Here is an 18280-nt window from a genome sequence, read left to right on the forward strand (position 1 = left end):
TATGCTGAGCGATGGTTTTCACGATGTGCCCGATGGCAAACTTGCGATGGTGGTAACCCATCTTGAGATGCGCGCCGCGCCGCCCCTGCGTGATGTGTCATTGCCCGATGGCGTAACCCTGCGAAAGGTCACTCCGACCCTTGAATGGTACCGCGACATCTTCAACCGTGTCGGCGCGCATGACTGGCTGTGGTTTTCCCGACTTCAGATGTCTGACGCCAAGCTGAACGCGATCCTGACAAATCCCGATATGGCGTATTACACCCTTAGCAAAGACGGTCAGGACGAAGCCCTGCTTGAGCTTGATTTCCGTCAGGCAGGCGAATGCGAACTGGCCTATTTTGGCCTGACATCAAAACTGATCGGTGCTGGCGCGGGCCGCTATCTGATGAACCAGGCGATTACGGCCGCCTGGTCGCGGGATATCACGCGCTTTCACCTTCACACCTGCACGATCGACAGCCCCCAGGCCGTGGCATTCTATATCCGCAGCGGGTTCACGCCCTATCGCCGCCAGATCGAAGTTGCCGACGACCCGCGGCTGACGGGCATGTTGGGGCGTGACGCGGGCCCCCATGTGCCGATCATCGATTAAGGGGCCACGCCAGTCGGGATGATTACCCCATCCGTTCCGATGCGTATGATCCGGGGGATGCGGGGAACACGACGGTCTTGTTGCCGTTCAAAAACACGCGGCGGTGGATATGCGCGTGGATAGCGCGGGCTAATACCTGACTTTCCACATCGCGGCCCAGTGATACGTAATCATTGGCGGATTGGGCGTGGGTCACACGAACGATATCCTGCTCAATGATCGGCCCTTCATCCAGATCGGCGGTCACATAATGCGACGTCGCCCCGATCAGTTTGACCCCGCGCTGGAACGCCTGCTTGTACGGGTTCGCGCCCTTAAAGCTGGGCAGGAACGAGTGGTGAATATTGATGATCCGCCCCGACATTTTCTGACACATCTCATCTGACAGAATTTGCATATAGCGCGCCAGCACGATCAACTCTGCGCCTGCTTCTTCGACCACGGCCATAATCCGCGCTTCGGCGTCGGCTTTGTTTTCCGGGGTGACTTTGATGCAATGAAACGGGATGTCATTGTTCACGACAACCTTTTGATATTCCATGTGGTTTGACACGACGGCAACGATATCGATTGGCAACGCGCCAATGCGCCAGCGGTATAGCAAGTCGTTCAGGCAATGCCCGAACCGCGACACCATGATGACGACTTTCATCTTTTCGGTCTGGTCGTGGAAATCATAGGTCATGTCGAAAGGGCTGGCGGTTGCGGCAAACCCTTGGGCCAGTTCAGCCAGATCAACGACATCATCGCTTTCAAAGCTGACCCGCATAAAGAAATTTCCCGTTTCCTTATCGTCGAACTGGGCACTGTCGGTAATGTTACAGGCATTATCAGCAAGGTAGTTCGCAATCGCGGCAACGACCCCACGGGTCGACGGGCACGCAACGGTCAGGGCAAAGTTTTTCATGGGTTCAGATCCAGTCAGAAAGGAAGCGGCACATGGCTTCGACAGGTTTGTGTTTCCCAAGCCGTTTGCGCCGTCAATACATCTGCACGCAAATGCGCAGCCAAAGCACAACAGCGGGCGCCCCTAAACGGCGCGGTGGTTTCCGATCATGCACAATGGTCGGTATTCGCTACGAAATAGGCAGTATAAAAACCTATGAGATATCAGCAGCCACAAGGTGCGGGCGGAACGCCGCGACGACGGCCTGATACACCTCGCGTTTGAACGGCACGATATTGTCGACCAGATCGTCAACGGGCAGCCAACGCCATTCCGAAAACTCTTGATGATCCGTTTCTAGATTGACCTCGGAATCCGCGCCGTGAAAGCGCAACAGGAACCATTTTTGTTCCTGACCGCGAAAACGGCCCTTCCAGATGTTGGGCACCAGATCATGCGGCAGATCATAGGGCAGCCATGTATCGGTCTCGGCCACGACAGACACGGAATCCGCGCGCACGCCGGTCTCTTCCTCAAGCTCGCGCAGGGCGGCAACCTGGGCGGGTTCGTCTTTCTCAACGCCGCCTTGGGGCATCTGCCACGCTTCTTGGTCACGGTCCCTGCGCTGCCCGACAAAGACGTGGCCATCGGCATTCATCAGCATCACGCCGACACAGGGGCGGTAGGGCAGTTTGGCGATTTCTTCGGGTGTCATGGCGGGGCCTTTGGATTGGATCGGTTCAGCGCGGGCCTATCACAAAAGCCAACCCCATGTATATTGGCTTACGCAGCGTTGTGCGTGACAGATGCCAACGCTTAAGATGAAGTCAGTCGCAACGTCCCCATCCTTCGAAAGGTTCGCCCCATGTCCGACTATCCCCACCTGCTGGCCCCACTTGATCTGGGCTTTACCACATTGAAAAATCGCGTGTTGATGGGGTCGATGCACACGGGGCTTGAGGAAACGCAGGATTGGAACCGCGTAGCTGAATTTTACGCAACCCGCGCGCGTGGCGATGTGGGTTTGATGGTCACCGGTGGCATCGGGCCGAACCCCGAAGGATCGGTTGCCCATGGTGCGGCGATGATGACCTCGCAAAAGGATGTCGATAACCACAGCATCGTCACCCAGCGTGTTCACGAGGCTGGCGGTAAGATTGCGATGCAGATCCTGCATGCAGGCCGCTATGCGTTCAGCCCCGATTGCGTGGCACCTTCAGCGATCAAATCCCCGATTTCAATGTTCGCCCCCAAGGAACTGGACGCAGAAGGCATCGAAAAACAGATCAGCGACATCGCCGCCTGCGCCCTGCGCGCCAAGCAAGCAGGCTATGACGGGGTCGAGGTGATGGGATCCGAGGGATATTTCCTGAACCAGTTTTTGGTCACCCACACCAACAAGCGCGACGATGAATGGGGCGGGTCCTATGAGAACCGAATGCGGCTGCCAGTCGAAGTCGTGCGCCGCGTGCGCGAGGCCGTCGGCCCCGATTTCATCCTGATTTACCGTCTGTCGATGATCGACCTGATCCCCAACGGGTCGACCTTTGAAGAGGTCGTGCAACTGGCCAAGGCGGTCGAGGAAGCAGGTGCCACAATCATCAACACCGGCATCGGCTGGCACGAAGCACGCATTCCCACGATTGCGACGTCTGTTCCCCGCGCGGCCTTTGCTTGGGTTACGCAGAAACTGATGGGTCAGGTGAACATCCCGCTGATCACATCGAACCGGATCAACACACCCCAAGTCGCCGAACAGGTGCTGGCCGATGGCTACGCCGATATGGTGTCGATGGCGCGGCCCATGCTGGCGGATGCGGATTTCGTGGCCAAGGCCGCTGCGGGCAAGGGCGACCAGATCGCACCCTGCATTGCGTGTAACCAAGCATGTTTGGATCACACCTTTGGCGGCAAAATCTCGACCTGTTTGGTGAACCCGCGCGCCTGCTATGAAACCGAATTGAAAGTCGAGCCGACGCACGACGTCAAAACCATCGCGGTTGTTGGCGCTGGCCCTGCCGGTCTGTCCGCTGCGATCACCGCGGCAGAGCGCGGGCATAAGGTTACCGTGTTCGACCGCGCGTCCGAGATTGGCGGGCAGCTGAACCTCGCCAAGCAGGTCGCGGGCAAAGAGGAATTCTGGGGTCTTGTCGATTGGTACCGCGCCATGGTCAAAGAACGCGGCGTGACGGTTAAACTGAACACCGAAGTATCGGCCAATGATCTGGGTGATTTCGACGAGGTGATCATCGCCACGGGCGTCATCCCCCGCGATCCGCAGATACCGGGGCAGAACGCGGGCAATGTGGTCAGCTATATCGACATCCTGAACGGCAAGGTGACAGCCGGTCACAAGGTTGCGGTCATCGGTGCAGGTGGCATCGGGTTCGACGTGTCCGAACATCTGGTGCACGACGGCGACAGCACCACCACCAACCTGCCCGAATGGATGAAGGAATGGGGCGTCACAGACCCCGCCGAACATCGCAGCGGTCTGGCCCCCGAAGGACCGCAACCCCATGCACCCGCCCGCGAGGTGACGATGTTGCAGCGCAAGGCCACCAAGGTCGGCAAAGGGTTGGGCAAGACAACAGGTTGGATTCACCGTGCATCGCTGACCATGAAAAACGTCCAGATGATCGGTAGCGTGAATTACGAAAAGATCGACGCAGACGGGCTGCACATCAGCTTTGGCGAAGCCCGCGAGAAACCTCAGTTGATCGAGGCGGATACCATCGTGCTATGTGCGGGTCAGCTATCGGATCGTTCCCTTGCAGACGCGCTTGAGGCCAAAGGCATCACTTGCCACGTTATCGGCGGTGCGGATGTCGCGGCTGAACTGGATGCAAAGCGGGCGATTGATCAGGGCACGCGGCTGGCCGCAGCCCTATGATATTGCCCTTGCGCAGATAGGATGCGAAACTCCGCCCTCACCAGCTGAGGGCGGTCCACATGCCGATTTGCGTTTTTGATATCTTTGCCGATGGTACGACATCGGTGCCGACCGATACGAACCTTACCGGCCCGGGGGAATATCGCTGGTGGCATTTCGACCTGACCGACGAAATGCTGGAACCCTGGGCGCGCGAACAGCTGCATGAAATTCCCGCCGGATCGCTGATCCAGAAACAAACACGACCCCGCTGTGACCTCTTTAACGGCGGGCTGATCCTGAACTTGCGCGGCATCAACATGAATGCCGGTCAGGCGGCCGATGAAATGGTGTCGGTCCGAATGTTCATCCAATCCAATCTGCTGATTACCGTGCGGCGCAAAAAGGTCTTTGCCATCGACACGATCCGCCAATCTGCGGTGGCACAAAATGCGCCGACCAGCCCGGCCAAGTTTATCGAAGCACTGGTGAGCCGGCTCACACGTCGGGTTCAGGAACATGTCGAAAGCATTGATGCGCAGGCCGAGTTCTTTGAAATCGACTTGGAAGACAAAGAAACGCCCATGCCACATGAACTGCCGGAAATCCGACGCAGCGTGATCCGGCTGCGGCGATATCTTGATCCGCAACGTGCAGCGCTTAGCAAACTTGCCGCCCTTGATATCCCGCTGATCCCACAAGACAGCCAGCTTGAACTGCACGAACAGGCCAACAGCGCGCTGATCGCGGTCGAAGAACTGGACGAGCTGCGCGAGCGCCTTGTGTCCGTGCAGGAAGAACATGACGCCAACGTCGCCCAACGCCAAGCGCGGCATGGATATGTGCTGTCTGTGGCTGCGGCACTCTTTCTGCCGCTCGGGTTTATCACGGGCCTGTTTGGGGTGAACGTCGGTGGCATGCCCGGCACCGGCCACCCTTGGGCCTTTGCTTTCCTGTGCTTGGGCATGGTGGTTCTTGCGGCACTGATGTTCGCCCTGCTCAGAAAGCTGCGTTGGATCTGAAGCGACTCAGATTGCCGTAATTTCCATTGTTTCTCTGACGCAAACGATCCACGTAATAACCTTGCTACTGACCCACCCCTGCCGTGATCTTGCCCGATTTGGCTCGCATATCTCTGACAACTCAGATGATAGAAAAGGGGACGGCAATGGACCGCCTGACAGAAATGGAAGCATTCGCCACAGTTGTGGATCAGGGTGGTTTTACAGATGCGGCCAAGAAGATGGGCATCTCGAAGTCTGCCGTATCCAAACACGTATCATCGCTTGAGGCACGCTTGGGCGCGCGGTTGTTGAACCGTACCACCCGCCGTGTCAGCCCCACGGAAATTGGTCTGGCATATTACGACCGCGCCCGCCGCGTATTGAACGATGCCGGCGAAGCAGATGCGCTGGTCACCTCGATGCAATCCGCCCCCTCGGGCCTGCTGCGCATTTCGGTAGCGACGGATTTCGGGGTTAACCATTTGTCCCCCGCCCTGTCCGGCTTTCTTGAGGAATTCCCCGACATCACCGTGAACATGGTGCTGAACAACCGTTATGTCGAATTGATCAGCGAAGGCTTTGATATGGCCGTCCGCATCGGAGAGCTGGAGGACAGCACCCTGCGTGCCCGCAAGCTGACCGAAACGACCAAGCGCATGATCGCATCGCCGGGATATTTTGAGAGATACGGCCGCCCCGAAAAGATCGACGATCTGAACGACCACAAGTTGTTGCACTATTCGAACCAGTCCAGCGGAAACATGTGGAAACTGACGTCGCCATCGGGTGAAAAACGTCAGGTACGCACTGCCGGATGGCTGTCTGTCAATGACGGGCAATCGCTGCTGAACGCCGCCATTTCGGGTCTTGGCATCGCGTATTTGCCAAGCTTTCTATATGCTGATGCGATGGCAAAAGGCCTTGTTGAAGATGCTATTCCCGAACTGCCGCTCGAAACCCAAGGCATCTATGCCGTGTACCCGCCCGGACGTTTCACCCAGCCCAAGGTCCGTGCCTTCATTGATTTTCTGGCGCATGAATTTGCCGACAAAGGCCCGAATGACTGGTAAATCCACACCCGGCCCTTTCGACACGACACAGACGTGATCAACCCTCGTTTCCCCATAGATAGCGAGGGTTTTTTCATGTCTTGATGGTTATTCCCGCGACAGCAATATCGCCTCGACCCTGCGATTAGCCTCGCGGCCCTGAGGCGTCAGGTTTGACGCAATGGGCGCAAGATACCCCATGCCTTCTGCCTCGATCTGGGCGGCGGGAATGCCGTATTGTTCGATCAATCTATTGCGTACTGCTGCCGCCCGACTGCGCGACAAGGCGATGTTCGGATCAAGCGATCCAACGCTATCAGTATGCCCAACCAGCGCTATTCGAACGGTCGGCTGATCCTTTAGAAATGCGGCCAGCCGTTCAAGGGTGCCTGCATCAGCACCGCCCAATGTGGCGGTACCCGATGTGAAATCCAACCCGTCCAGTATCGTATGGCCTTGGCTTAGCAACGTATCTGCAAGGGCGTTCACATCCGACGTGGGCTGCGGCGCGGGGGCCACATTAATCGGGGGCTGCGTGGCCTTAACAGCATCCGCCTGAATGATCTGAACATAAGCCGAAGACGCCGCCGTGCTGGCAAGCACCGTCACAATCGACGTCGGTGCGGACAAGGGGCCCTGAACTGCGGTCACAAATTGATAGGCCCGAATATTGACGTACATATTCGGCCCCGGCAGCGTTTCGATGGCAAAGCGAAAGTCAAAGCCACCACAGGCCACCGCGCCACAATCCAGCACGATGTCATATCCCGCCGCCTCCAGTTGCGACCGAAGGGGGCGCAGCACTTGCAAGGGCGTTAAACCCGACGCCTCTAGTCGCCACGCCGAACGCGCAACGTCCCCCTCAATGGTCACTGTATTCAGAACGCCATCTAAAAACGGCCCAATTGGCGCGATATAGCTGTCCGGCCCCGTGTTGCGTTCAACGGTTTGGCGCGCAGATTGTGGCAATGACAGCTCTACCGCGCCGGCAGGGATCGCCAAGGCCAGCAAAGCAAAAGCTGCGGCACGAATGATCATCTGAACTGCGCGTGATAGCCTTCGTTCGGCTTCATGTTGGTGGCGCTGGCCACACGGTTGGTCATGTTAAAGAACGCCGCGACCGATGCGATGTCAAAGATATCGCGGTCTGTGAAACCCACATCGCGCAGTGCCTGACGGTCGGCTTCGGTGGTCTTGGCGCTGGCCACTGTCAGGTTCTCGGAAAATTCCAGCATCGCGGTTTGGCGTGCATCCAGTTCGGCAACACGCCAGTTCATCACCATCTGTTCGCCCAGGATCGGATTGCCCGACAATTGCCGCACCGCAGCCCCGTGCGCTGTCAGGCAATAGTAACATTTGTTCACCGATGACACGACGACCGCGATCATCTCGCGCTCGAGCTTGGACAGGTTCGACGCGCCCAGCATCAGATCGTTATACATCGCGGTAAAGCTGTTCAGCTTTTCGATATCAAACGCGTATGTCTGCAAAACATTCGGGATCATGCCCAGCTTTTCCTGGCACACGTCAAAGTATTTTTGCGTGGCTTCTGGCAGCGGGTCAACCATCGGCAGATCAAGGGCGGTTGGTGCGTCTTTGGCCATCTCAGGGTTCCTTTATTCAGAGAGTTGGCGATAATGATAGTCGCCCACATGGGCAAAGCCCAGACTTTGATACAGGCGGTTCGCGGGTACATTCGCCTTTGTGCAAAGAACCGCCATCTGGGTGGCACCTTGGGCCTGCGCCCAGACAGCAGCGCGGCGCATCATCCATTTGCCGACCCCCATACCACGTTGATGTTCCAGCACTTCGACGGCATGCACCATACACACCCCGTCGTGGATCGCGGCAAAGGCCACGCCGCCGGGTTTTTCCTTCCAGCGCGACAATATCGCAGTCTTTTGCGCCGCGCGGCGCATCACATCGATACGGGCGGGGCCAATACCGCCCTTGGCCCAAATCTCAAGCATCATGGCCAGAGGTTCCCAAATCTCGAACGCGGTGACAGGGGGGATCGGAACGTCGGTCAGTTGCTCGATAGGCAGGATATAGATGTTCACGGGATCAATGATTTCGTATCCCCGCGCGGCCAGTTCTGCGTCAAACGCGTCTTCGCCCTGCCGTATCATAAAAAGCGGTGTTTGGTGCATCGCCCGCATGGCGGTTTCAGCGACGCTTATATCGGCACCCGGGGTGGCCAGCGTTGCCGCAGACGCGCGTTTTCCGCCGCCTTGCCCGTCGCGCAGGGTCCATCCATTTTCCGTCCAGCGCCGCGCTGCTGGCCAGGTTTGATCGATAATCTCGTACAGTTGGGAAATATCCGGCGCGCTCAAAATGCTGACTCCAGTTTTTTCACGGCCGCGTCGATTTCAACCTGATTGCTCCCCCGGATCACAATATGCGCGCCGTATTTGCCATCTTTTTGAAACGGGTATGATCCAATCGACAAGGCCGGATGATCTTTGGCGATTTGCCCCAGCGGCCCCGCAATGTCGCCTTCGCCGCGGTCGATGCGCAACGTCGCACTTAGCAGGGGCGCGCCGCCGGTTAGCGTGGGCAGCACGGTGGCGACCATCGCCTCGAACACCGATGGAACACCTGCCATCACATGCACATTCTCAATCGTAAAACCGGGGGCCGCTGACACTGGATTATCGATCAATATCGCATCATCGGGGATACGGGCCATGCGCAACCGCGCCTCGTTCAATTCGGTGCCGGATCGCGCGTAATGCGCCGCCAGAATGGCGCGGGCGTCATCGCGCACGTCGATATGTTTATCAAAGGCCGCCGCGATGCAATCGGCTGTAATGTCATCATGGGTCGGCCCGATGCCGCCACTGGTGAACACATTATCATAGGCTTTCGCCATCGCCTGAACTGCCGCAATAATCGTGCCATGTTCGTCGCCGATCATGCGGACTTCTTTCAGGTCGATCCCCACGCTGGTCAATTGCGCCGCCAGATGATGCATGTTGCTGTCGCGGGTACGCCCCGACAGGATCTCGTCGCCGATAACGATCATGGCTGCTGTGGGGTTTGGCATTTGCCTGTCTCCTTGAGGGGGCTGTGATTGAGGTATAGGTCACACCCTATGCGCTTTCAAACTGAACTTGTCCCCGCCCGCCTGATCCGCCGCTACAAACGGTTTCTAGCCGATTGCATATTGGAGGATGGCCGCGAGGTGACCGCCCATTGCGCGAACCCCGGATCGATGATGGGGCTGGCGGACCCCGGCATGCGGATCTGGCTGGAACCCAATGACGATCCCAAACGCAAACTGAACTATGGCTGGCGGTTGGTCGATCATGAAAACGGGCATTTTACCGGCGTCGATACGGCGCTGCCGAACCGCGCGGTCAAGGCTGCGTTGATGGCGCGGCAAGTGCCTGCATTGGCAATGTATGAAACCGTCAGACCCGAGGTGAAATACGGTGAAAAATCGCGCATCGATTTTCTGCTGACACAGCCCGGCCTGCCCGACGCCTATGTCGAGGTGAAATCAGCGACCCTTTCACGCACCCCAAGCTTGGTTGAATTCCCCGATAGCGTCACTGCGCGCGGGGCAAAACACTTGGCTGAACTGGCCCAGATGGCGCGGGCGGGGCACCGTGCCGTTTTGCTGTATTTGGTGCAGCGCACCGATTGCACCGCGTTCTCTGTCGCTGGCGATATCGACCCCACCTATGCCGCCGCATTTGCCGCAGCGCGGGCCGCAGGGCTGGAAACATTGGTCATCGGTACCCATATCAGCCCTCAACAGGTGACTTTGGGCACTGAATTACCCCTAAAGGGTTGACCTGCACCGACCCTTGGACCATCCCGAACGAAACGACATAGACCTACGGAGATACCGGTGATGAATGAACACCGAGGACGCCAGACAAAAGACGGCATTCGCATTTACGACCCATCGGATTTCGCAGGCATGCATGCCGCGGGCAAGCTTGCCGCGCAGATTCTTGATGATATTGCCGCGCATGTTTTCGTGGGTCAGACAACCGGAGCCCTTGATGGCCTGATCACCCAGATGGTCGAGGACGCAGGTGCCAAATCGGCGACCATCGGGTACAAGGGCTATCAGCACGCCAGCTGTATTTCGATCAACCACGTCGTCTGCCACGGCATCCCGGGTGACAAAAAGCTGAAAGACGGCGACATTCTGAACATCGACGTCACCGTGATTGTCGATGGATGGTTTGGGGACACCTCGCGGATGTATGTCGCGGGCAAATTGCCCCGCAAGGCCGAACGCCTGATCAACGTGACCCATGACGCCCTGATGCGCGGGATTGAGGCCGTGAAACCCGGTAACACCTTTGGCGATATCGGCCACGCGATCCAAAGCTTTGTAGAAAGCCAGCGGATGAGCGTCGTTACCGATTTCTGCGGGCATGGCTTGGGCCGCGTTTTTCACGCTCCGCCCAATGTTTTGCACTATGGCCGCCCTGGCACAGGGTCGGTTCTGGAACCGGGCATGTTCTTTACGATTGAACCGATGGTCAATCTGGGACGCGCGGAAACTAAAGTTCTGTCAGACGACTGGACGGCGGTGACACGCGACAAATCGCTATCTGCGCAGTTTGAACATTCCATCGGCGTGACCGAAACAGGTTATGAGATTTTCACCCTGTCACCCGCCGGAAAGTTCCACCCGACCTATTCCCAAGACTAAGCTTTGCGTTGGGCCATCTTGAGTTCGATCACGGCCCAAAGCACGCTGCCTGCATAGGCAAAGCAGCAGATCACAAGCGTGGCCCAGGGGAAGCTGACCAGACAGGCGATAAAGCTGGTGAAAGCGATCAGGAAATAGGTCACGTTGCTGCGTGAAAAGCTGACCGATTTAAACGACCAGGTTGGGATGCGACTGATCATCACCCAGCCAACAAACACGATATAAAGACAGGCCAAAAGGTCCGGCATCGCCGCACCGGGGCCAAATGCATAGGGCAGATAGATCGGCAACATCACCAGCATTGCCCCCGCTGGCGATGGCACCCCTGTGAAATAGCCGCCATCATCCAACGTCGTCTTGGTGCGCGAATCCACGTTGAAACGTGCCAACCGCATCACGCAGCACACGGCGAATACCAACACTGCCAGCCAGCCCGCGCGATAGAAATCTTGCAAGCCCCAGAAATACACCACCAAGGGCGGTGCCACACCAAAGTTGACGAAATCCGCAAGGCTGTCCAGCTCGGCACCGATTTTGCTGTCGCTGCCCAGATACCGCGCTGCGCGTCCGTCCATCCCGTCTAGAACGCTGGCCAGTGCGATCAGAAAGACCGCCAGCGGAAATTTACCCTCGGCCGCGAAACGGATCGCTGAAATGCCCGCACAGATCGCGGCAACAGTCAGCATGTTTGGCAACAGCTGAAGCAGGGAAAACTCGACCTTTGCTTTATCTGTCGGCGCGGGGGTTTGTTCGGTCATTTACGACAGCTCTGCCAAAACGGTTTCGCCAGCCACCATGGTCTGGCCGATACTTACCTTGGGTTCGACACCTGCGGGCAGATACACATCAACCCGCGATCCAAAACGGATCAGGCCAAAACGCTGGCCTGCCTGCGTATGTGCGCCCGGCTTGGTAAAGCAAACAATGCGACGCGCCACGAGGCCCGCAATCTGCACCACAGCAATGTCACGCCCATCGTCCATTTTGATGCGCAGGCTGTTGCGTTCGTTATCCTTGCTTGCCTTGTCCAGCGACGCGTTAAAGAACTTGCCCGCACGATAAGCGATTTCGGTAATCTCACCGGCGACCGGCGCGCGGTTCACGTGGCAGTTAAATACGTTCATGAAAACGCTCACACGGGTCAGCGGCGTGTCGGCCATGCCCAGCTCAGCCGGGGGAACGGCGGGTTCGATCAGGGAAATGATGCCATCAGCCGGGCTGATCACCAGATTGTCGCCCTTTGGCGTCACGCGTTCAGGATCACGGAAGAAGTAATAGCACCAAACCGTTGCCCCGACGCCGATCCACCCCAGAAATTCAGCCAGCAAAAACAGGACCAAGGTGATCGCGGCAAAGATCGCGACAAACTTGCGCCCTTCTGGGTGCATTGGCTTGATAAAAGTACTGGTCATGCTCAGGCTCATCGGGGCGTCTTTCCATTGGAATAATTGACTAGCTCATAAGCGTAAGTAGGGTGAATGCAAAGCCTGAACAGTTTTTCGGTAGTGTCTCAGTTTGAAATTTGAAGTTTATCCGGCTTGATCCTATGTTATGCTTAGCGCAAAGCATAAGGGTTTTATGATGGCATTGATTTTTAGCGGCCAAGAAATCGGCACACCGACGGGGGCCAACAGGCTTGGCAAGGACATGGACGGTAAGCGAGTTGTTGTGAGCGGTAGCCACGAAGCTATCAAAGACCATAGCTGGCGTTCAATCTGGCAAACCGCAGAGGCGATGTATGCCAGAGGTGAATTTGAGGAAATAGAAAATACACGGGTAGTTCGTGTGCATACCGAAAATTGTAAGGCCGAAGGCAATGCCTAAGGGGCCAAAGGGTGAAAAGCGCCCCGCTGACGCTATTGGTCTGGCCGTGATGATCGGCAAGATCGCAACTGGTGAGGTTGACGACGAAACCCCAGATGATGGCAAAGACCCCGCCGCAAAAGCGATGGGTGCCAAGGGCGGCAAGGCCCGCGCGGCGAAGCTAACGGCTGAGCAACGGTCAGAGATAGCCAAGAAAGCGGCTGCGAAGCGGTGGGGGAAATAAGCACCTTGACCTTTGTCCCAAAAACCCGCATCATTTGATGTAGAAAAATGGGACATTAAATTATGTTTGAAGAACTCGTAATCGCTGATCCAGAAGAAGTTTCATCGGAGATCAGTCAATTGAAGCTGGACCTTGAAAAATTAATCGAAGTGGTCCGGTATGCCGATAGCGAGGGTGCACTCTGCACGCGGAACGATCCGAAGGGCCATCGGTTGATTACCGTGAATGCTAAAGCGGCCCGTGGTCTTCGTGAGCAATTCTGCGGCGACGAGTGGGTTCATGATGAGTCTGGCAATCAGCCGGGGATACTGAATGAAAGTTTGGGTCTCCGTATTATTCCGTGCAATTTTGATGAAAACGCCGGAAACCCGCTGCTGACCCCAACGAATTGGACTGAAAAGGGAACAGCATCAGGTCGCAAGGTGCGCTGCAATGGCACTGGTTGGCTTCCCGGCTTGGAATCACCGGTCATTGAGGGTGAGGACGAAATTGTTACTTTGGTTCTCGGCATCTACTCTCAAGATGGCGAGCAGCTGTCGGCTGAACTGTCTTATCCAATCGAGTTCTCTGGGAAAAAGTACACAAAGTTTAGTAAACGTATGATGATACTCAACTCGGATTCCGATATTGGAAGCCCGATTGATGACAGTGACATGGGTGGCCCGACAGAGATTGTCGAAATTGATGTGAAACGGAAGTAATCATGTTAGTTCCAGAGCGTGTTGAGTTGGTCCGGCTTAGGCTTGGACTGACGAAGATAGGATTTGCTGATAGCCTCGGAATTGATCGTAAAACGCTTCAGCGTTTCGAGAAAGATGGCCATGATTTGCCGCAATCTTGCATTCCGCGGCTAATAGAGTTGTCCGGCTATCCTGAAGGTTTTTTCAAAGATCGCACCAAGATCGAATACCCTAATGCATCTGGCGTTAGCTTTCGGTCGTTGCGGTCACTAACAGCAGCGTCACGTAACTCAGCAATGGCAGCGGGTGCAGTAGCTTTTATATTCGATGACTTTGTGAACTCGGAATACACACTGCCAACTCATGACGTGCCAACGGAAGTGAAAAGCGTTTCCCCTGCAAAAGCAGCGCTTGGGCTTCGCGCCCAATGGGGGATTGGACTGCGGCCAATTGGAAACCTCATCAATTTGCTTGAGGCGAAGGGCATTCGTATTTTCTCATTGGTCGAAGAAACGCGGCATCTTGATGCATATTCGCTTTGGCGGAATGACAAACCGTATATTTTTCTGAATACTTTAAAGACTGCTGAGCGCAGTCGGTTTGATGCCGCGCATGAGTTAGCGCATTTAATTTTGCACCGCCATACTGGTTCGTCACACTCTAGCGCAGAGTCTGAAGCTGACGCTTTTGCGTCTGCCTTTTTGATGCCAAAGGAAGATTTGTATGCGGAAATCCCCAGAGTGCGCTCTCTCAATCAACTAATTGAGAAGAAAAAAAGGTGGGGAGTTTCTGCTGCGGCACTTGCATACACATTGCATAAATTGGGCAAAATTACGGATTGGCATTACCGTAGCTACTGCATCGCCTTAGGGAAGTTCGGAAGGAATGTAGAGCCGAACCCCATGGAGAGAGAATCTTCTCAAATATGGGAAAAAGTTCTAACTGATCTTTGGCGAAGAGGATTGCCTATCAAGGTGGTCGCCGAAAATCTTAATGTGCCAGAACGCGAGCTAAATAGCTTACTGTTTGGCATAGCGTCTAAGCAATTTCGGCATGAAAAAAAGGAGGAGCGCCAAGCCCTCAAGGTGGTTTAAGTGAACTTTTTAATTGACGGTAAGCATAAAAGTTCATATTAAAATGAGTATGAACAAGCTCGACACAAAAACCCGCACGATGATCCTGAACATGATGGTTGAGGGCAGTTCTATGCGCTCAATCAGTCGCGTGGTGGGTGTATCAATCAACACAGTGACCAAGCTGCTTGTTGAGGCTGGTGAAGCCTGTGCAGCATACCACGAAGAAACAGTGCGCAACGTAGGCGCAACCCGTGTTGAGTGTGATGAAATCTGGTCGTTTTGCTATGCCAAGGACAAGAACGTGAAAACCGCCAAGGCCGCGCCTGATGGCGCTGGCGACGTGTGGACGTGGACCGCAATCGACGCAGATAGCAAAATGATCCTGTCCTATGAGGTAGGCGACCGTTCAGCGACTACGGCGCACGAGTTCATGTTTGATCTGCGCGACCGCCTGACAAGCCGCCTTCAGCTTACCACAGACGGTCATAAGGCGTATCTCAGCGCAGTTGAGGATGCTTTCGGCTCAGACATTGATTATGCCATGCTGGTTAAGATTTACGGCGAAACTAGCGGAAAGACGGCAGAGCGCAAGTACAGCCCCGCAGAGTGTACAGGTATCAAGAAAGAGGCCATCATGGGTCAGCCCGTAGAGGAGCTAGTCAGTACGTCCTATGTTGAGCGCCAGAACCTCACAATGCGCATGGGTATGCGCCGCTTTACGCGCCTCACCAATGGGTTCTCTAAGAAGGTGGAAAACCACCTGCACATGCTTTCCCTGTACTTCGTTCACTACAACTTTGTACGGATACACAAGACGCTGAAAATGACACCCGCTATGGCCGCTGGTGTATCTGATACGTTGCGCGACACGGCATGGATTGTTAGCTTGATTGATGCCCGCGCACCCGCCTCAAAGAAGCGCGGCCCCTACAAAAAGAAATCAATTTCAAACTGAGACACTACCAGTTTTTCGGTTAGGTTACGTTTAAAAGAGTAATCCAGGTGTCGCCATATTTTCTTTTGTCGATGCGGGCAAATCCGTCGGGCGCATCCATTGCCGCGTTTTCTTCCCACACGATCATCGCACCCTTGGCCAACCAGCCACCAGCCAGCGCCTTGGTCAACGCCGCCTGCCCCATCGCTTTGCCATAGGGGGGGTCAAGAAACACCAGATCGAACGGTGCCGCGATCCAATCGCCAAGCGTGGTGGCATCCGATCGCATCAGCGTCGTTTCACCTTCGGCGCGCAGCTTCTTGATATTCTCGGTAATCAGCTTTTGCGCGACACGCCCGTTTTCAACGAACACCACATCACGCGCGCCGCGCGAAAGCGCCTCAAGACCCAATGCGCCAGTGCCTGCGAACAGGTCCAGCACATGTGCGCCATTAATCACGTTATGCGAGGTCAGCATCGAAAACAGGCTTTCGCGCACACGGTCCGAGGTGGGGCGCAGGTGAGCCTGTTCATCGCCTTTGCCCACGTCGGCCAGTTGCGTGCCACGCGATTTTCCGGCGATAATCCTCATGCTTTTAGCAATGCTTTCAAATCCGTTTCCGGGTTTTCGATCAGGTCCGGCGCGGGGGATTTACCCGCCTCGATCAGACGTCGCCCAATCATAAAGCCGCGCGGGTCATTCATGGCATCAACCGCCAACAGCTCGGTGCCGCTATAGTACCAGAACGCGACTGAATCATCATCCGTACGGCGGGTAATCACGCGGTCATACCCCGTATTCAGGCCGGCAATCTGTAATTTCACATCGTATTGATCGGACCAAAACCACGGCTTTGCGACATATTCTTTGTCCGCGCCCATGATGTTTTCAGCGACGCATTCCGCCTGATCGATGGCGTTTGGCACCGATTCCAAACGGATCCGCGTATCGCGATAGGGAAAGGATGCGCAATCGCCCGCCGCCCAGACATTCGGCACGGATGTGCGCCCGTGGCTGTCGGTTTTGATCCCGTTATCAACCTCGATCCCTGCGGCCTCGGCAAGCGCCGTCGCGGGGCCAATGCCCACGCCCACGATAACGAAATCGACCGGCAACTCGGACCCGTCGGACAGAAGTGCCGCTGTGACATGGGTGTCACCGATCAACCGCTCAAGGCCCACACCTTCGCGGATATCCACGCCATGAGACCGGTGCAGATCGCGGAAAAAATCGGATGTTTGCGGGGCCGCGACGCGCTGCAATATACGTTCACCCATCTCAACCAAGGTCACGTTCAGCCCCAGTTTGGATGCAACCGATGCCGCCTCAAGGCCGATGTATCCTCCGCCCACGATCAGCACGCGCGCGCCTTTGGTAAACCTCGGGCCCATCGCATCGACATCAGCCAAATCGCGCACCACATGCACGCCGTCCAATGCGCCGCCAATGCTGGCAGGCAAACGACGCGGGACCGATCCGGTGGTCAGGACCAAACTGTCATAGGCCATATCATCGCCGTTCACCCGGATCGTCTGGCTGGCAGGGTCGATGCTGTCGACATGCGTGCCCAACATCAGGTCGATATTATAATCGCTATAGAAGCTTTCGGGGCGCAGAAACAGGCGCTCAAGCGTCATGTCGCCCAACAGATAGGCCTTGGACAGAGGCGGGCGCTGATAGGGGGGCGCGGTTTCGGCCCCGATCAGGGTTACCTTGCCCTCAAATCCGGAATTGCGCAGCTTGGCCACACATGATGACCCTGCCTGACCTGCCCCAATAACGACGACATGTCCCATGCTGCATTCCTTACTTAAAAAATCGGTTTCCTGCTTGCGCCCAAAACCTATAACTAAGCACTAGACAAACGCAATGACATGGAAGGTCAGACAGATGACGATTTCTCAAGGTGATATGCTACCCGATGCCACACTGATGGAAATGGGTGCCGATGGCCCTGCGCCCGTGCAAATGGCCGACAAGGTCAAAGGCCGCAAAGTTGTGGTTTTCGCGGTTCCGGGTGCGTTTACACCCACTTGCCATTCCGCGCATGTGCCCAGCTTTATCCGTACCAAAGACCAGTTCGCCGCCAAGGGCGTGGACGAGATCATCTGCATTTCCGTCAATGACCCCTTCGTGATGCAAGCATGGGGCGACGCGACTGGTGCCTCGGCTGCCGGTATCACTATGCTAGCCGACGGCAACAGCGCCTTTACCAAGGCGATTGGTATGGATTTCACAGCCGAGCCTGTTGGCCTGATGGCGCGGTCCAAACGCTATGCGATGCTGGTTGATGACGGCAAGGTCACGCTGTTCCAAGCCGAAGAAAACCCCGGCGTTTGCGAAACTTCTGGCGGCGAGGCGTTGCTGGACAACATGTGATCCGGCGCACGCCACACGACTAAGCCTTAAAACGCAAAACGCCGCCCTGATATGGGCGGCGTTTTCAATTTATCGGTGGCCG

22 protein-coding genes are annotated in these 18280 nt (G+C 56.1%); 12 read left to right on the forward strand and 10 right to left on the reverse strand.

Annotation, left to right across the window (positions count from 1 at the left end; translation table 11 throughout):
* The first annotated feature begins 1 nt into the window (after position 1).
* Entirely contained in the window at positions 2–595 is a 594-nt protein-coding gene (locus tag KZZ06_RS05650) for an N-acetyltransferase (RefSeq protein WP_219579061.1), read from the forward strand.
* Between the two features lie 22 nt (positions 596–617).
* Here the strand turns inward: KZZ06_RS05650 and purU are convergent, their stop codons facing one another.
* Entirely contained in the window at positions 618–1502 is an 885-nt protein-coding gene (gene purU / locus KZZ06_RS05655) for a formyltetrahydrofolate deformylase (RefSeq protein WP_219579062.1), read from the reverse strand.
* Positions 1503–1695: 193 nt separating this feature from the next.
* Positions 1696–2196, reverse strand: a complete 501-nt coding sequence (locus KZZ06_RS05660) for an RNA pyrophosphohydrolase (RefSeq protein WP_219579063.1) — start codon at positions 2194–2196, stop codon at positions 1696–1698.
* Between the two features lie 150 nt (positions 2197–2346).
* Here KZZ06_RS05660 and KZZ06_RS05665 point away from each other — a divergent pair, with 150 nt between their 5' ends.
* From KZZ06_RS05665 to KZZ06_RS05675, 3 genes are all read left to right on the forward strand, one after another.
* Positions 2347–4374, forward strand: coding sequence for an NADPH-dependent 2,4-dienoyl-CoA reductase (locus KZZ06_RS05665; protein WP_219579064.1), 2028 nt, complete (start codon positions 2347–2349; stop codon positions 4372–4374).
* 59 nt (positions 4375–4433) lie between these two features.
* Positions 4434–5375, forward strand: a complete 942-nt coding sequence (locus KZZ06_RS05670; protein WP_219579065.1) for a zinc transporter ZntB — start codon at positions 4434–4436, stop codon at positions 5373–5375.
* 146 nt (positions 5376–5521) lie between these two features.
* Entirely contained in the window at positions 5522–6427 is a 906-nt protein-coding gene (locus tag KZZ06_RS05675) for a LysR family transcriptional regulator (protein WP_219579066.1), read from the forward strand.
* A gap of 87 nt (positions 6428–6514) precedes the next feature.
* On the opposite strand, the gene KZZ06_RS05680 is transcribed toward KZZ06_RS05675, so the two are convergent.
* From KZZ06_RS05680 to KZZ06_RS05695, 4 genes are read right to left on the reverse strand one after another with little or no spacing between them, the layout of a single operon-like run.
* Positions 6515–7444 (reverse strand): OmpA family protein, encoded by a 930-nt coding sequence (locus tag KZZ06_RS05680; protein WP_219579067.1) that lies wholly within the window; start codon positions 7442–7444, stop codon positions 6515–6517.
* Complete coding sequence (locus KZZ06_RS05685; protein ID WP_219579068.1) at positions 7441–8010, reverse strand: peroxidase-related enzyme; 570 nt, start codon at positions 8008–8010, stop codon at positions 7441–7443. Before KZZ06_RS05685 ends, KZZ06_RS05680 begins: the two co-directional genes overlap by 4 nt.
* A 12-nt stretch (positions 8011–8022) precedes the next feature.
* Complete coding sequence (locus tag KZZ06_RS05690) at positions 8023–8739, reverse strand: GNAT family N-acetyltransferase (protein WP_219579069.1); 717 nt, start codon at positions 8737–8739, stop codon at positions 8023–8025.
* Positions 8736–9452, reverse strand: a complete 717-nt coding sequence (locus tag KZZ06_RS05695; RefSeq protein ID WP_219579070.1) for a molybdopterin-binding protein — start codon at positions 9450–9452, stop codon at positions 8736–8738. Before KZZ06_RS05695 ends, KZZ06_RS05690 begins: the two co-directional genes overlap by 4 nt.
* 48 nt (positions 9453–9500) lie before the next feature.
* Between KZZ06_RS05695 and sfsA the strand changes: the two genes are divergently transcribed.
* Positions 9501–10205 (forward strand): DNA/RNA nuclease SfsA, encoded by a 705-nt coding sequence (gene sfsA, locus KZZ06_RS05700; RefSeq protein ID WP_219579071.1) that lies wholly within the window; start codon positions 9501–9503, stop codon positions 10203–10205.
* 60 nt (positions 10206–10265) lie between these two features.
* Positions 10266–11081 carry a type I methionyl aminopeptidase gene (gene map, locus KZZ06_RS05705; protein ID WP_219579072.1) on the forward strand — a complete coding sequence of 272 codons (816 nt, stop codon included), beginning with the start codon at positions 10266–10268 and terminating at the stop codon, positions 11079–11081.
* On the opposite strand, the gene pssA is transcribed toward map, so the two are convergent.
* Positions 11078–11839, reverse strand: coding sequence for a CDP-diacylglycerol--serine O-phosphatidyltransferase (gene pssA / locus KZZ06_RS05710; RefSeq protein ID WP_219579073.1), 762 nt, complete (start codon positions 11837–11839; stop codon positions 11078–11080). The two genes, map and pssA, sit on opposite strands and share 4 nt — an antisense overlap.
* Entirely contained in the window at positions 11840–12499 is a 660-nt protein-coding gene (locus tag KZZ06_RS05715) for a phosphatidylserine decarboxylase (protein ID WP_257884236.1), read from the reverse strand. It lies immediately after the preceding gene.
* A 163-nt stretch (positions 12500–12662) separates the two neighbouring features.
* Between KZZ06_RS05715 and KZZ06_RS05720 the strand changes: the two genes are divergently transcribed.
* The 5 genes from KZZ06_RS05720 to KZZ06_RS05740 all read left to right on the forward strand — a co-directional run bounded on the left by KZZ06_RS05720 (position 12663) and on the right by KZZ06_RS05740 (position 15839).
* Positions 12663–12905: a hypothetical protein gene (locus KZZ06_RS05720; RefSeq protein WP_219579075.1), complete on the forward strand. Its 243-nt coding sequence runs from the start codon at positions 12663–12665 to the stop codon at positions 12903–12905.
* Positions 12898–13128 carry a histone H1 gene (locus tag KZZ06_RS05725; RefSeq protein ID WP_219579076.1) on the forward strand — a complete coding sequence of 77 codons (231 nt, stop codon included), beginning with the start codon at positions 12898–12900 and terminating at the stop codon, positions 13126–13128. The genes KZZ06_RS05720 and KZZ06_RS05725 overlap by 8 nt, the downstream gene beginning before the upstream one ends.
* A gap of 62 nt (positions 13129–13190) precedes the next feature.
* Positions 13191–13829, forward strand: a complete 639-nt coding sequence (locus tag KZZ06_RS05730; protein WP_219579077.1) for a hypothetical protein — start codon at positions 13191–13193, stop codon at positions 13827–13829.
* A gap of 2 nt (positions 13830–13831) precedes the next feature.
* Positions 13832–14902 (forward strand): ImmA/IrrE family metallo-endopeptidase, encoded by a 1071-nt coding sequence (locus tag KZZ06_RS05735; protein ID WP_219579078.1) that lies wholly within the window; start codon positions 13832–13834, stop codon positions 14900–14902.
* A 49-nt stretch (positions 14903–14951) separates the two neighbouring features.
* The gene (locus KZZ06_RS05740) at positions 14952–15839 is read left to right on the forward strand and encodes an IS1 family transposase (RefSeq protein ID WP_219579079.1); all 888 of its coding nucleotides are present in this window, start codon (positions 14952–14954) and stop codon (positions 15837–15839) included.
* A 19-nt stretch (positions 15840–15858) separates the two neighbouring features.
* On the opposite strand, the gene rsmD is transcribed toward KZZ06_RS05740, so the two are convergent.
* Both rsmD and KZZ06_RS05750 read right to left on the reverse strand, forming a co-directional pair.
* Positions 15859–16410, reverse strand: a complete 552-nt coding sequence (gene rsmD, locus KZZ06_RS05745; RefSeq protein WP_219579080.1) for a 16S rRNA (guanine(966)-N(2))-methyltransferase RsmD — start codon at positions 16408–16410, stop codon at positions 15859–15861.
* Positions 16407–17615 carry an NAD(P)/FAD-dependent oxidoreductase gene (locus KZZ06_RS05750; protein WP_219579081.1) on the reverse strand — a complete coding sequence of 403 codons (1209 nt, stop codon included), beginning with the start codon at positions 17613–17615 and terminating at the stop codon, positions 16407–16409. The genes rsmD and KZZ06_RS05750 overlap by 4 nt, the downstream gene beginning before the upstream one ends.
* A gap of 94 nt (positions 17616–17709) precedes the next feature.
* On the opposite strand from KZZ06_RS05750, the gene KZZ06_RS05755 reads away from it, so the two are divergent.
* Complete coding sequence (locus KZZ06_RS05755) at positions 17710–18198, forward strand: peroxiredoxin (RefSeq protein WP_219579082.1); 489 nt, start codon at positions 17710–17712, stop codon at positions 18196–18198.
* Positions 18199–18280: the final 82 nt, after the last annotated feature.

Source organism: Sulfitobacter sp. CW3, assembly GCF_019392245.1.
GTDB lineage: Bacteria > Pseudomonadota > Alphaproteobacteria > Rhodobacterales > Rhodobacteraceae > Sulfitobacter.

Excerpts from the sequence above, each read along its gene's own strand:
- pssA (WP_219579073.1), bottom strand. The coding sequence starts at position 11,839 with ATGACCGAACAAACCCCCGCGCCGACAGATAAAGCAAAGGTCGAGTTT.
- purU (WP_219579062.1), bottom strand. The coding sequence starts at position 1,502 with ATGAAAAACTTTGCCCTGACCGTTGCGTGCCCGTCGACCCGTGGGGTC.
- KZZ06_RS05750 (WP_219579081.1), bottom strand. The coding sequence starts at position 17,615 with ATGGGACATGTCGTCGTTATTGGGGCAGGTCAGGCAGGGTCATCATGT.
- KZZ06_RS05650 (WP_219579061.1), top strand. The coding sequence starts at position 2 with ATGCTGAGCGATGGTTTTCACGATGTGCCCGATGGCAAACTTGCGATG.
- KZZ06_RS05755 (WP_219579082.1), top strand. The coding sequence starts at position 17,710 with ATGACGATTTCTCAAGGTGATATGCTACCCGATGCCACACTGATGGAA.
- KZZ06_RS05740 (WP_219579079.1), top strand. The coding sequence starts at position 14,952 with ATGAACAAGCTCGACACAAAAACCCGCACGATGATCCTGAACATGATG.
- KZZ06_RS05730 (WP_219579077.1), top strand. The coding sequence starts at position 13,191 with ATGTTTGAAGAACTCGTAATCGCTGATCCAGAAGAAGTTTCATCGGAG.
- KZZ06_RS05670 (WP_219579065.1), top strand. The coding sequence starts at position 4,434 with ATGCCGATTTGCGTTTTTGATATCTTTGCCGATGGTACGACATCGGTG.
- KZZ06_RS05695 (WP_219579070.1), bottom strand. The coding sequence starts at position 9,452 with ATGCCAAACCCCACAGCAGCCATGATCGTTATCGGCGACGAGATCCTG.
- KZZ06_RS05685 (WP_219579068.1), bottom strand. The coding sequence starts at position 8,010 with ATGGCCAAAGACGCACCAACCGCCCTTGATCTGCCGATGGTTGACCCG.
- KZZ06_RS05660 (WP_219579063.1), bottom strand. The coding sequence starts at position 2,196 with ATGACACCCGAAGAAATCGCCAAACTGCCCTACCGCCCCTGTGTCGGC.
- map (WP_219579072.1), top strand. The coding sequence starts at position 10,266 with ATGAATGAACACCGAGGACGCCAGACAAAAGACGGCATTCGCATTTAC.
- KZZ06_RS05735 (WP_219579078.1), top strand. The coding sequence starts at position 13,832 with ATGTTAGTTCCAGAGCGTGTTGAGTTGGTCCGGCTTAGGCTTGGACTG.
- KZZ06_RS05720 (WP_219579075.1), top strand. The coding sequence starts at position 12,663 with ATGGCATTGATTTTTAGCGGCCAAGAAATCGGCACACCGACGGGGGCC.
- KZZ06_RS05665 (WP_219579064.1), top strand. The coding sequence starts at position 2,347 with ATGTCCGACTATCCCCACCTGCTGGCCCCACTTGATCTGGGCTTTACC.
- rsmD (WP_219579080.1), bottom strand. The coding sequence starts at position 16,410 with ATGAGGATTATCGCCGGAAAATCGCGTGGCACGCAACTGGCCGACGTG.
- sfsA (WP_219579071.1), top strand. The coding sequence starts at position 9,501 with ATGCGCTTTCAAACTGAACTTGTCCCCGCCCGCCTGATCCGCCGCTAC.
- KZZ06_RS05680 (WP_219579067.1), bottom strand. The coding sequence starts at position 7,444 with ATGATCATTCGTGCCGCAGCTTTTGCTTTGCTGGCCTTGGCGATCCCT.
- KZZ06_RS05675 (WP_219579066.1), top strand. The coding sequence starts at position 5,522 with ATGGACCGCCTGACAGAAATGGAAGCATTCGCCACAGTTGTGGATCAG.
- KZZ06_RS05725 (WP_219579076.1), top strand. The coding sequence starts at position 12,898 with ATGCCTAAGGGGCCAAAGGGTGAAAAGCGCCCCGCTGACGCTATTGGT.